The organism is Rhodococcus sp. YH3-3 (assembly GCF_001653035.1).
Lineage (GTDB): Bacteria > Actinomycetota > Actinomycetes > Mycobacteriales > Mycobacteriaceae > Rhodococcus_F > Rhodococcus_F qingshengii.
Genome location: NZ_BCWH01000001.1, coordinates 1,713,022 through 1,725,135, shown reverse-complemented (window position 1 = coordinate 1,725,135; position 12,114 = coordinate 1,713,022). Strand labels below are relative to the sequence as shown.

The following is a 12,114-nucleotide window of genomic DNA, read 5'->3' as shown; positions in this document are numbered from 1 at the left end:
TGGCCGAATTCATTGAGGCGATATCTGCCGGCCACCCGAAGGTGCCCCGTCCCGTGGTCGACCACCTAGATCGGCGGTTCCATGGTTCCGAAGAAGCTCAATGCCTGTGCGCAACGCCCCGGGATCTGGAAGTCGTAGCCGGTCTGCATCCAAGCTGTTCCATCAGCCTCTGCGATGAATGTCCCGATAGGCAGCGCTCGGAGACCCAAGTCATCGGTGCCAGATTCCGCGATCTCATTGCCAACATGCCCCACGACGTTCTATGGTTCATTACATGAGTAATGAACCAGTGAACATCGGGCGTCGATCATCGTGATCGACGACGGACGACCACTGTTCCAGCAGATCGCCGAGCAGATCGAAGGCTCGATCATCGACGGCTCCCTGCCGGAAGACGGGCAGGTGCCCTCAACCAACGAACTGGCGGCGTTCCACCGAATCAATCCGGCGACGGCAGCCAAGGGCCTCAATCAGCTCGTAGGCGAGGGGATCCTCTACAAGAAACGGGGAATCGGAATGTTCGTCACGGTCGGTGCCCGCGACGCACTCAGGTTCAGACGCCGAGAAGCGTTCGCGCGCCAGTACATCGAGCCGCTGGTCGCGGAGGCCGACCGGCTCCAGATTTCCCTCGGCGAACTCAAATCCATGCTGGACGACAGGAAGGCGGACCGATGAACGCAAGCACGACAACGACCGAGTCGCACGTCAGGCGTTTCGACGAAACTGAACTTGTCGCCTCGATGCGCTCCGTGGACAGAAAGTACGGGGATGTCGACGCGCTCGCGGACGTCTCGTTCGAGATCAGCCGCAACAAGATCTACGGCCTACTCGGCCGTAACGGCGCAGGCAAGACGACGATCATGCAGATACTGACCGGGCAGGACCTGCACACCCGCGGCGACGTCGAGGTATTCGGCGCTGCCCCTTTCGAAAATGCCGACGTCCTGGCAAACGTGTGCTTCGTCAAGGAAAGCCAGACGTACCCCGAAGACCTCAAGGTCAAGCACGTACTCGTCGCCGCCGGCCATCTACTCCCGAATTGGGACCACGCGTTCGCCGAGACACTGCTCGACGACTTCCAACTTCCCCTCTGTCGCAAGGTGAAGAAGCTTTCACGCGGCATGCGGTCGGCATTGGGGGTGATCATCGGACTCGCCTCCCGCGCGCCCCTGACGCTTTTCGACGAGCCGTATCTCGGTCTCGATGCCGTTGCACGCCAACTGTTCTACGATCGCCTGCTTGCGGACTACGCCGAACATCCTCGCACTGTGGTGCTTTCGACTCATCTGATCGACGAGGTAGCCAATCTACTCGAGCACGTGATTGTCGTCGACGGCGGCCGGATTGTCGTCGACGCAGACGCGGATGCACTGCGTAGCCGCGCCGTGGTGGTATCCGGTCCCATTGATGCGGTGGATGCCGTTGCTGCGTCCGGCAGGGTCCTGCGCCGGGAGACACTGGGCGCCCACAGCCGAATCATGTTGCAGGCCGATGTGACAGAGACCGAGCGAAACCGACTGCGGGAGGCTGGAGTCCAAGTGGAACCGGCATCTTTGCAGGAACTTGTCATCGCGACTTCGACGCAGCGCAAGGAGATCACCGTATGAGTATCGCAACGACAGAGCCACGGACGGTCCCGAAGACGCCCGCTCGGTCCAGGATCGGTGCCGTCCTACAACTGCACACGGTCGCGTGGCCGTTGCTGATCGCCTGGCCGGTGGGCATCCTGTTGATCTCGTTCCTGATCAGCTTCACTATCTACGCGATCGTCGGGAACGAGGAGGGTGAAGGATTCACCGGCAGTGTGTTCTCGGTCTACGGTTTCGTGCTGGCGTTCTACCTCCAGTCGATGACGCAGACGTTCCCATTCGCGCTCGGACTGAGCGTGACCCGCCGCGAGTTCTTCACTGCCACCACGGTTATGGCGCTGGCACAGTCCGCAGTCTTCGCAATCGCGCTGCAACTGCTGTCCGTGCTGGAGTCCGCCACCAACGGCTGGGGTGTGCACATGCGCATGTTCGGCATCGCACGCTATTTCACCGACAACACCGCCGTACAGTTGCTCGCACTGTTCGCGACGCTGCTGCTGACCAGTTCGATCGCAATGCTGGCAGGTGCTATCTACCAGCGGTGGAGGATCACCGGTCTACTCGCCTCCCTCACCGGGCTTTTCGGCTTGCTCGGCTTGTCAGCGATCGCGATCACCTGGGCTGGGTGGTGGCCGGCGATCGGTTCGTGGTTTGTCGATACTCCCCGAGTGGTACCGATGGCGCTACTCCCTCTGGCCCTTGCCATCGCGTGCATCGCCGGAGCCTGGGCGACGTTGCGTCGAGCAACGCCGTGACCGCGCAATCATGTGCGACGCCACATGTCGCGTCGTTTCGAAGTGCTCGTCGGATCAAACCCGTCTAGACAGCTCGTCCCCCTCCCTGAGTCAGGAAGGGGGACGAACGTCGCAACAGGGTGCTACCTCGTCCCCGATTTGGTCCGCTCTACTGCCGAGCCACCCGCTCGACAAAACTCGAAGCCCGCAGCACCAGTTCATCTTTCCGGTTCTGGCGCGCAGCGGCGGCATCGTAGCCGGCATACGGGAGCGGGGGGTCGTTACGAACATTGGACGAGCACTGGAAGTCTCGGCAGATCAGTGTTCCGACCGTGCTGCCACGTCGACCGGCGGGCCCGGCCAACTTGGCGCCGTAGAAGACGACCTCGTTGGGGAGTCGCGTGTCGCGGCACCAGGAGCACTGGGCGCGCGATCGCGGAGTGGCCTCGGCTTGAACGAGCAAGACTCCGATGGTCTCCCCGTCGAGTGTCGGGACGATCGCGTAGGCGCGTCGGCCCATTTTCGGATCTCGCCAGCCCAGGTAGTCGAGAGCGTCGAAGTCGATGGTGCCGAAGCCGTCCGGCAGGGTGAGATCGGACTTCTCCTTACGACTCGCGTTGACGAGGCTGGAACGAATAGATGTATCGGTCAAAATGATCATGGGTGTATACCAATCGTGGCTCGGTGAAGGTGGGTACAGCTCATGGCCCGATCAGCACCAAGTGCTGTCGGGTCCGAAATGCGCTATCTGTCGCCGGCGAAGACGACGCCGACAACCCCCTCACGCCCATGGGGCGTCACCGTGTACGTATCCACACCGCGATGGTAGCTACAGGCCTGCGTTACAGGCCACTCGATTTGTCAGTCACGCCATACCGCCGTGAACTCGTACCAAGGTCCGCCGAGGTGAGTTGCGGAGAAATCATCGAACCCCGATGGTGGGCCGCTGGGCGAGTACACCCACCCACTCGAGGTGATGAACATGCTGTCGTTGTCGATGAAGTAGACCTCATCCGGCCGCACGACATGGGCACTACTGATATCGAACTGGCCGATCTCGAGCTCTTCCACGGTCGATTCAGGCTGCTCCAAAAGACCAATCGCGATGGTCTCGAACTCTCCGCTCTTGTCGAGGAAAGTTGCCGGCGGCATCAACAACACCAGAGCTACTGCAGCGATGACGGCGATCGGGGAGGACAGAATCCACCACGACCACCGCCGGTCCTGGCCAAGGACATAGAGGGTGCGGATCGCCCACACCAGACCGACCACGATCAAGATGAGCAGAGCCGCGGCGCTGACGAGGAAGGGATCCAACCATCTGTACTCCCCGAACGGCGAAGGCCACCAACCGTAATGCCGGCAGACCAACGCAATGAGCGGAACAACGGTGAATGCCAAAAGAATCGGCCCCGGTGGCTTGGACGACTCCGGAGGGTCAGCTACCAACCATTCACCCAGCGACTTCGGCCTTCTCATCACCCCACCGTATCTGCAGGTCATGGCAAACTCAGCTACACGGCGAATCCCTTTGCAGTACAATCACTCTCGTTCCACTCACAACAACCAACGCAGCGATCGGCACTCTCGCCGCAACCGACACAGATGGACAAACCTCACAATTCTCAGATTCAACGTGCCGATCATGCGACAATCGGACGGTGAACGAGACCGCGAGTGGAGTTTCGCACCCGCACCGACCGCGACTGCTGAGCGTCGGCGTCCTACTCTCCGCCGCCCTCCTGTGGTCCACTCCCCTCGCCGCTGCCGCGCCCACCGAACCTGGGCCGGCCAGTTGCATATCATTCGGAACCGCCCAACTGCCACCAGGTGCGCCCTCCGGTGGAGGTCGAGTCGGGTTGGCAAACCTACCGACATTCACCGGTTCGACCGCCCCCAGCTCGGTCCAGATCCGCACGCCAACTACGCAATTCAATCGTTTCTGGGACTTCGCGCTAGTCGACCACGACTTACTCGCTCGGCCGCGAGAGACAGGCGCATCAACGGCTCAACCGTGGCGTTTCGTGCCGATGCCCGAGTGCCTGCGTGGACGACTGGTCGGGATATCACTGGACGACGACGAACTCGTCGCGGTCGACGACAACGGCTGGATCTACACGATGGACAACGCATCCCAGGATCCGCTGGTGTGGAATTGGACCTCGGCATGGGGCGCACCGCTGTGGAGCGGTCCCGGCCGACAACTCCCCGGAGACCACCCGAACGGGTGGGCACTGAGCGTCTCGTCGCCTTGGGACAACCAAACTTTCACCGACGTCGCAGGACGGATTCACTTCGTCGGACTCGCCAAGATGACGATGATCCCCACGTTGACCGGGGACGGCAGCCGGATAACCTACGCGGACCCGTGGCTGCCCAACGACGACAGCTACGAGATCGGCGGCCCGCTCGGCGGGCGATTCCAGGCGGACTCGCTGTCGGCGGCCGGATCAACCACTTTCGTGATGAACAAGTACGGCGACATATACACCCGCACATTTGATTTCGATTCTTCGGGATCGGACTCGATCTTCTTCCGCTACAGCTGGGAAGATCAGTCGGACAAGCCGTCGGCACCCAACCTCGTGGCCGAAACACTCGACCGCAGCACCGCCGCGATCCGACTTCCGGCCCCAGACTGGGTGCACCAGCCCAAAATTCCCGGTGAAGTCACATCCGCGATCAGTGTGCACTCACTCGGTCCCGGCCCGAACCGGCGGGAGTTGCGCGTCGAGGGTCTCCGCGGCGCCGAATCCGGCTTCTGGCACAAGGATCTCGTCGGGGATGCCTGGGAGTTCACGCCGACCGGCGCGTCCCTCCTCGGCACACTGATCGAAAACGCGCCGACAGACCGGTCGACGGATACCCTGTCCCCCGCTGCCCCCTGGCACTTGTCCACGACCCTGCCCGCCCGCGACGGTGCCATCGACGGTCAGACTCTGATCGACATCGGGTTTCCGTACTCTGTGGTGGATCCGCGCATGCTCGACGCGATCGGCCAGCACGCACAACCGTCCGGATACCGACTGGGCGTGGACCATTTCGACCCGGTCGCCACCACGCGGACCGCGACCGTGACTGCACCGGATGGCACGGTTCTTCCGGTCGTCCTGCACACCGCCGACGGACTACGGATGGCTCCCCGCGCATCCGGCCTCGATGCCGATCCGCGCCACCTCGTCGGGGCAATCGAGATCCCGTCGGACGCGTACGCGGATCGGGCATCGAACCCCGCTCTGGACGCGTTCGTGCAGGACTGGATGCGCGGAAACCCCATTGCCGCGATCACGCTCAGCGCCACCGACCACGACTTGGTGATCCGCTAGCCGAAACCAGCGCCGTCCACCGTGTCGCCTCGATTAGGCTCAGCAGATGGTCGACACCACACCCGACGTGCCGATATCACCCGTCGACGCTGCGAGCCTCCAGCTCGGTGTGCACGTCCAGCCCTACCTGGTCACTATTGCCGGACTGCTCGCTCCTGGTGGCTTCGTCGATCGAGACGGTCGACCTGATCTAGTGCGACTTCACCGCACTCTCGCCGCTCACATCGCGCAGGAGCCGTTACTGCGGCAGCGACCGATCATGCGGAACGGGTCATGGTGGTGGACGGAAAACGACATCGACTTCGACCTCCATCTCTCGCTTGACGAACGCGGGCCTACAGAACCCGACTTCGAATCCGTCTGTGGTCGACTCGTGATGCAACCCCTCGACACCACCCGACCGTTGTGGCACATCGCCTTCGTTCCTGCAGCTCGACCGGGTCTGTGCGGCATTGTGATCCGAGTGCATCACGCGGTTCTCGACGGCGCCAGAGCCAGCGACCTTTTCGAGCGCTTGTTCGCCTCACCTGATTCGAAAAGTACCGACCCGGGCGCTCCCGTGCCGAACATCCCTCCGAAGGCCGCCGGTTCCCTCGACCTCCTCCGATTTCGAATCGGTACTTTCCTGCACCGGCCAATCCGATCACGGGTGTTACTGGGCGCCATTGGTCCCACGAGATCGATCTCGTCCGTCAACGTCCGCACCTCTCTGATCGAGCATGCCGCGCAGCAAGCGGGAGGCACTTTGAACGATGCCTATCTCGTTGCGGTGGGCGGCGGACTACGATTCATCCTCCAAGAATGCGGCGAGCCCATCCCCAAGTCGATTGCGGTATCGGTACCCGTCGCAGTCACAGCGATCGGTAGCGCACGCAATGCCGTCGGGTTCATGATCATCGACCTTCCACTTCGTGAAACCGACCCACAACGCACAGTCGCGATCGTCGCGAAGCAAACCGCTGCGGCCAAACCTTCCGCACGCGCTGCGGGAACAACCTTTCGGTCACCGCGTATCGCCGGCGTTTTCGACAAGCTCGCAAAGCGGCAGCACATGATCGGTGCAGTCGTGTCCAACGTCCATGGACCGCGCGGCCCGCTCACGCTCGACGGGGCAGCGCTAGTCGAACTCTGGCCTCTGGGCCCGTTGGCGGGCAATGTCCGCGTCGGCTTCACCGCAGCGTCCTACAACGACACATTCTGGATCGGAATCCAGGCCGATGCCGAGCATCTCCCACCTGCAAGCAAGATCGCCCGAGCCGTCGAACGGACTCTCGACGAAATAGCCGGCACTGCACACTGACTGGATCTACTGCCACTATCCGATGCACCTCGCCGCTTGGGCAACGGATACTGTCGAGACGTCTCGACAACATCTCCACTGATTCGAGCCTGCAAGCCGGTGTCGTCACGACACGATCGTCACGAGGAAGGCGAAAGATGTTCACACCTGCAGAATTCGGCAAGGTCTCGGTACTGGTTCCTGAGAACGGTGGTGCCGTCCCCTACGGGAACACCGTGGTAGTGCACGGATCTGAAAGCACGCTCGTGATCGACCCTTCGCTCTCCCTCGACCGCGATCCCGTCGGCGCAGACCTCGTATTCGTCAGCCACGGGCACGAGGACCACATCGCCGGACTACGCCATTTCGACACCCCGGCCTATGCGCACCATCTCGACGCACCCGCAGTCGCATCCCTCGACACGATGCTCACCAATTACGGCCTTCCTCCGAACGAACGAGTCGAGGTCCAGCAGTCGATCGCTACGCAATACGGCATACCCCCGACCCACGAGAACGTGTCGGGGATCGCGGGCGGCCACGTCTTCGACCTCGGCGACCGCACTGCGACAGTCATTCATTTGCCAGGGCACACCCGCGGACACTGCGGGGTCCTCGTCGAACCCGACGGCTTCTTCTACGTCGCCGACATCGACCTCACCTCCTTCGGCCCGATGTACGGCGACCTGGGTAGCAGCGTCAACGACTTCCTCGACTCCATCGACCACGTCGCAACGATCGACGCACGCTGGTACGGAACATTCCATCAGAAGGGCGTGGTCGAGGGCAGCGACGAGTTCCGTCGCCGGTTGTCCGCATACCGCGACAAATTACTGAGCCGCGAAGACCGTCTCATCCAATTCCTCGGCGAACCAAAACTCTTGGAAGACATAGTCGCTCATCGACTCGTCTACCGCCCCCACGTATCGGCCCCGTACGTCGACGCCGTCGAACGACGGACAGCTCAGCTACACCTCGAACGACTCATCGCATCCGGTGCCGTCACAGTCGACGAAGACAAGGTGTTTCGCCGGACCCTCTGACATCCCTGGCGAACTGATCGCGCCATTTCGGATACTTCCGAAAATCGGACCGAAGTTCACCGAAAAAATCTGGCACTCGAGGTTGCAGAGTGCCAGTTTGGCTGGTTATCATGTTCTCGCACAGTAAGTTCGGTCGCCGTCGAGGTGACGGTGACCTTTCTTAGACGATACGGGAGGTGTGTTGCTGTGCTTCGTTTCGATCCTTTCACCGACATCGACGCGATCACCAAGTCCCTGCTTGCCACCGGAACCGGCAGCAGCCGAAGTCCACGCTTCATGCCGATGGACCTCTACAAGATCGATGACCACTACGTCCTTCACGCCGATCTTCCCGGCGTCGACCCAGGATCAGTGGACGTACAGGTAGACGGCTCGACCCTCACCCTGACCGCGCACCGCAGCGCCATTTCCGAAGAGGGAGTGACGTGGCTGGCCGGTGAGCGTTTCACAGGAACATACAGAAGGCAGCTGTCCATCAGTGAGGACATCGATTCCGAACGGATCGTCGCCTCATACGACAACGGCCTGTTGACCGTGACCTTACCGATCGCAGAGAAGGCGAAACCGCGGCGGATCGAAATCTCGTCGGGGCCGCCGTCCCGCACCGCAAACTCCGAGGTGAAAACCCAAGGACAGATCGAAGCCTGACCTGAACGGCTTGGCACGAAATCGACTGTACGAGAGCCTTTCATCCAGGAGGTCCACTATGCTCGCGCCAATCATGGCCCCCGCCGCAGCTCTGGCTGAACCGGTCGTCTGGAACGAAGACCCGCAGCGGCAAGGCTGGTGGAAGCGCATCCTCGCGGCCACCCCGCCCGAGAACCCCACCAACGAAGAATTTCAACCCTGACAAAACCAGACCGTGTTCGCCGAATACGGTCACCCACAAATGAATTGATGCCTTCCGTCCGTCCACCGAGGCGGACGGACGGCATTTACAGGCGCTCTACACACGTTCAGCTCGATGAAGCATTCCGGCCGAACCGAAGAGCCATCACCTGCAGCAGGTCAGGAACCGCCCGAAATGGGCGAAGCAGGACGAAACACTCACACAACAAGGACGAAGCTCGCCGCCACCTGCCAACCGTGACTCGTACGGTTGAAATGTAGACGTCAGTGACTGCGCTGACGCTTACCGACCTCGTCGGTCCCCTGAATTGTGTGGCCGTCGAGGTCGTCTCATGTCTATACCCAAACTGAAAGTGGTCAGCCCTCAACCCTCGTCGGAGGAGATGCCGTCGCCAGACCCTCCAGAAGGATTGCCAGACCGCGCTCGAGTTCGTCCTGCCCGTCGTAGTGAGCCATGATCGTAGCCATCGACCGCAGTCTCGGAAACTCGGCAAGCGCAAGCCGATGCAGACCGAGCCGCAAGAGATCGTCCGTCTCCTCGGGATTTTCGACTATTTCCTGAAGCTCGTTGAGAATGTGCCCGTTGAGGAAGCCGAACACTGCTCGGTAGATGTGTAATGCGTCTTCAGGAGTGAAACCGGCCCGTATCAGCAGTTCGAGAATCGCTTCGACGTAGCGCAACGTCCCGGGAGGACGCAATCCGAGCGGGGTGGACAGCGGCCGAGTGACCAGCAAAGGAACCACGTTGGGGTGCGCGAGCGCGAGGCGGCGATACCCGTACGCAACTGCGTGCAGCTGCCCCCTCCAGTCGCGATCGGACGGGTCGACGACCAGTTGTTCGAGCACGGTCTCGACGACCCCGTCCAGCAGGGCCGCCTTGTTGGCCGCGTACCTGTAGAGAGTCATCGGATTTCTGTCGAGCGCTTTGCCCAGTCGGCGCATGGAGAGGCCGTCGGCACCTTCCTCGTCGATGATCGCCAACGCCGTCGAGAGTACGAGCGCCCTGGTGAGGGGCTCCTCGCGGTCCGCGACGGGAATCAAACCCTTAGTGCGATCTGGCGAGTGTCCGGTCATTCACAAAACATACATCGTATGCCTACGCGTTGACAGAACAGTACGGCTGGTTTACTGTTCGGATACGCCCTATGCATACAACGTATACACACATCGTATACCCGGAATGTCCGGATTTACGTGGGCGCTCATCGATACGTCCCGGCGCCGGAGTCGGCGCGGACGTACGGACTCACTTTCGTCGCATGAGTCCCTTCTTCAAAGGATCGAAGATGAACAGAACATGACAGCACCCACCGCAACACGACGCTCGCGGTTCTTTCAATTCTCGGGTATTGCAACGATTTCCGTTTTCTCCGTCGGCATTCTCGTCTTGCCGGCCGGCACTGCCGGCGCGGAAGCGACTGCTGTCGGACTCGGCACCGCTGAGCCCTTTGCAGTCCTTGCCGGAGCAGGAATCACCAACACCGGACCGACAACCCTCGGCGGCGATATCGGCACGTATCCGACTCCAACCATCACCGGTGTATCGGACCTGACGATTACCGGCACCAATCATGGTGGCGACGCGGTATCGCAGGGAGCGAAACCCGACGTGTTGACTGCCTACAACACTCTTGCCGGTCAGGGACCCACACAACCGACGGGAGCCGACTTGACCGGTCGGACACTGGTTTCGGGTGTCTACAACTCCGGTTCGTCGATCGCACTGTCGGGAACCGTCACCCTCGACGCGCAAGGTGACCCCGATGCAGTCTTCGTCTTCCAAGCGGGATCAACGCTGATCACATCGTCGTCCAGCACCGTTGCACTGATCAACGGAACGCAGGCGTGCAATGTTTTCTGGCAGGTTGGAAGTTCCGCCACCCTGGGTACAAACTCCGTCTTCCGAGGAAACCTCTTGGCGCTGACAGACATTACTGCCACAACCGAGGCAACCGTCGAGGGTCGACTGTTGGCGATCAATGGCGCGGTCACTCTGGATACGAACACCGTTACGATCCCGACCTGTACGCCTCCTGTCACGACCACGACTCCGACCACTACGACGACTACAATCCCGCCTGACACCGCGACGACTACCACCACGACTGTGGTCCCGCCGGTGGTGACTACAACCACGACGGTCGTCCCGCCGGAGGTGACTACAACCACGACGGTCGTCCCGCCGGAGGTGACTACAACCACGACTGGTACACCGGTGGAAGCGACGACCACCACACCAGGGCCGAACGGCACGACTACAACCACTGTGGACGTACCGCCGATCATCACGACCAGCCGAAACATTCCGTCCATACCCGAGATTCCCGGTCTCCCACCACTGCCGGGAATACCTCCCACCGTTCCCGGGACGGTAACCGTCCCGTCTCGGGTGCCGACGACGTCAGCTTCTCGAACGGGTACCCCGACCACTCAACCGGTAGGCCCGGAATCCCCGAATGTTCGAGCCCCTCAGGTGCAGCAGGTACCACGAGGGTCGGTCGACACCGGTGACGGAAGCACACAATCCCAACGCGGCGGACAGTCCAGTGGAGGGTGGATCGCCCTGCTCGTCGGCTTCTTCAGCGTCGTGGCTATGTCGGCCCTCGTCATCCGTCGGACAAGTCGATAGATGAAAGACGAAAACTCCGTGATGGCTCCGCGAACTCGCCGAGCCATCACGGCTCTCGCCCTTACTGTTTCAGTACTCGTAACGGTGGTCGGATGCGCCGGTGGACAATCCGACAGCGGAAATTCACAACCACACTCGTCGCCTCGACAAGACACCACATCCGCGCCACGCGCCACTGACTCTGCACTGCCCGAAAGGGCGCCGGTAACTGCTGAACACCGCCCCGCGCGCCTCGAAATCCCGTCCATCGGCGTCGACACCGACATCATCGATCTCGGACTCGATACCGATGGAGCACTCGAGGTCCCACCGGATGGGAAGGACGCAGGGTGGTACACCGGCGCTCCCGCACCCGGTGAGGTCGGACCGGCAATCATCGCCGGCCACGTCGACTGGCAAGGCACCGACGGGGTCTTCTTCGATCTGCGGAATCTCGAAACAGGAGCCGACATCATCGTCACCCGCGAAGACGGAAGTCGCGCAGTGTTCACCGCTACCAGTGTCGAACACTTCCCCAAAGAGGACTTTCCCACCGACGTCGTATACGGCGACATCGACCACCCCGGACTCCGGATCATCACGTGCGGTGGATCCTTCGACGAAACCGCACGCAGTTACAACGACAACATCATCGCATTCGCCGACCTGGCCTAACCGCCTGAGAC

At 61.5% G+C, this 12,114-nt stretch carries 13 protein-coding genes; 10 read left to right on the top strand and 3 right to left on the bottom strand.

Annotation, left to right across the window (positions count from 1 at the left end; translation table 11 throughout):
• Window positions 1-312: 312 nt before the first annotated feature.
• Genes YH3_RS08005 through YH3_RS07995 form a run of 3 tightly spaced genes read left to right on the top strand, consistent with a single transcriptional unit; the run spans window position 313 to window position 2,344 of the window.
• Window positions 313-675 carry a GntR family transcriptional regulator gene (locus YH3_RS08005; protein WP_007726518.1) on the top strand — a complete coding sequence of 121 codons (363 nt, stop codon included), beginning with the start codon at window positions 313-315 and terminating at the stop codon, window positions 673-675.
• Window positions 672-1,607 carry an ABC transporter ATP-binding protein gene (locus YH3_RS08000; protein ID WP_007726516.1) on the top strand — a complete coding sequence of 312 codons (936 nt, stop codon included), beginning with the start codon at window positions 672-674 and terminating at the stop codon, window positions 1,605-1,607. The genes YH3_RS08005 and YH3_RS08000 overlap by 4 nt, the downstream gene beginning before the upstream one ends.
• The gene (locus tag YH3_RS07995; RefSeq protein ID WP_007726514.1) at window positions 1,604-2,344 is read left to right on the top strand and encodes a hypothetical protein; all 741 of its coding nucleotides are present in this window, start codon (window positions 1,604-1,606) and stop codon (window positions 2,342-2,344) included. The genes YH3_RS08000 and YH3_RS07995 overlap by 4 nt, the downstream gene beginning before the upstream one ends.
• A gap of 148 nt (window positions 2,345-2,492) precedes the next feature.
• Here the strand turns inward: YH3_RS07995 and YH3_RS07990 are convergent, their stop codons facing one another.
• A complete protein-coding gene (locus YH3_RS07990) occupies window positions 2,493-2,984 on the bottom strand; it encodes an FBP domain-containing protein (RefSeq protein ID WP_007726512.1) in 492 nt (163 codons plus the stop codon).
• A 200-nt stretch (window positions 2,985-3,184) separates the two neighbouring features.
• Entirely contained in the window at window positions 3,185-3,802 is a 618-nt protein-coding gene (locus YH3_RS07985) for a DUF1109 domain-containing protein (RefSeq protein WP_042452341.1), read from the bottom strand.
• A gap of 182 nt (window positions 3,803-3,984) precedes the next feature.
• Between YH3_RS07985 and YH3_RS07980 the strand changes: the two genes are divergently transcribed.
• From YH3_RS07980 to YH3_RS36005, 5 genes are all read left to right on the top strand, one after another.
• Window positions 3,985-5,649 carry a hypothetical protein gene (locus YH3_RS07980; protein ID WP_233272368.1) on the top strand — a complete coding sequence of 555 codons (1,665 nt, stop codon included), beginning with the start codon at window positions 3,985-3,987 and terminating at the stop codon, window positions 5,647-5,649.
• Window positions 5,650-5,695: 46 nt separating this feature from the next.
• Window positions 5,696-6,949: a wax ester/triacylglycerol synthase domain-containing protein gene (locus YH3_RS07975; RefSeq protein WP_007726506.1), complete on the top strand. Its 1,254-nt coding sequence runs from the start codon at window positions 5,696-5,698 to the stop codon at window positions 6,947-6,949.
• A 137-nt stretch (window positions 6,950-7,086) separates the two neighbouring features.
• The gene (locus tag YH3_RS07970; protein WP_042452347.1) at window positions 7,087-7,971 is read left to right on the top strand and encodes an MBL fold metallo-hydrolase; all 885 of its coding nucleotides are present in this window, start codon (window positions 7,087-7,089) and stop codon (window positions 7,969-7,971) included.
• A gap of 186 nt (window positions 7,972-8,157) precedes the next feature.
• Entirely contained in the window at window positions 8,158-8,619 is a 462-nt protein-coding gene (locus YH3_RS07965) for an Hsp20/alpha crystallin family protein (RefSeq protein ID WP_064443224.1), read from the top strand.
• Window positions 8,620-8,677: 58 nt separating this feature from the next.
• Complete coding sequence (locus YH3_RS36005; protein ID WP_193595562.1) at window positions 8,678-8,821, top strand: hypothetical protein; 144 nt, start codon at window positions 8,678-8,680, stop codon at window positions 8,819-8,821.
• A gap of 356 nt (window positions 8,822-9,177) precedes the next feature.
• Here YH3_RS36005 and YH3_RS07960 read toward each other — a convergent pair whose 3' ends face one another.
• The gene (locus tag YH3_RS07960; protein WP_064443223.1) at window positions 9,178-9,894 is read right to left on the bottom strand and encodes a TetR/AcrR family transcriptional regulator C-terminal domain-containing protein; all 717 of its coding nucleotides are present in this window, start codon (window positions 9,892-9,894) and stop codon (window positions 9,178-9,180) included.
• Window positions 9,895-10,117: 223 nt separating this feature from the next.
• Between YH3_RS07960 and YH3_RS07955 the strand changes: the two genes are divergently transcribed.
• Entirely contained in the window at window positions 10,118-11,449 is a 1,332-nt protein-coding gene (locus YH3_RS07955) for an ice-binding family protein (protein ID WP_064443222.1), read from the top strand.
• Entirely contained in the window at window positions 11,450-12,103 is a 654-nt protein-coding gene (locus YH3_RS07950) for a class F sortase (protein WP_003943710.1), read from the top strand.
• The last annotated feature ends 11 nt before the right edge of the window (window positions 12,104-12,114 follow it).

Coding starts and splice junctions, on each gene's coding strand:
- YH3_RS07970 (WP_042452347.1), top strand. CDS start 7,087: ATGTTCACACCTGCAGAATTCGGCAAGGTCTCGGTACTGGTTCCTGAG.
- YH3_RS36005 (WP_193595562.1), top strand. CDS start 8,678: ATGCTCGCGCCAATCATGGCCCCCGCCGCAGCTCTGGCTGAACCGGTC.
- YH3_RS07955 (WP_064443222.1), top strand. CDS start 10,118: ATGACAGCACCCACCGCAACACGACGCTCGCGGTTCTTTCAATTCTCG.
- YH3_RS07975 (WP_007726506.1), top strand. CDS start 5,696: ATGGTCGACACCACACCCGACGTGCCGATATCACCCGTCGACGCTGCG.
- YH3_RS07990 (WP_007726512.1), bottom strand. CDS start 2,984: ATGATCATTTTGACCGATACATCTATTCGTTCCAGCCTCGTCAACGCG.
- YH3_RS07985 (WP_042452341.1), bottom strand. CDS start 3,802: ATGAGAAGGCCGAAGTCGCTGGGTGAATGGTTGGTAGCTGACCCTCCG.
- YH3_RS07950 (WP_003943710.1), top strand. CDS start 11,450: ATGAAAGACGAAAACTCCGTGATGGCTCCGCGAACTCGCCGAGCCATC.
- YH3_RS07960 (WP_064443223.1), bottom strand. CDS start 9,894: ATGACCGGACACTCGCCAGATCGCACTAAGGGTTTGATTCCCGTCGCG.
- YH3_RS08000 (WP_007726516.1), top strand. CDS start 672: ATGAACGCAAGCACGACAACGACCGAGTCGCACGTCAGGCGTTTCGAC.
- YH3_RS07995 (WP_007726514.1), top strand. CDS start 1,604: ATGAGTATCGCAACGACAGAGCCACGGACGGTCCCGAAGACGCCCGCT.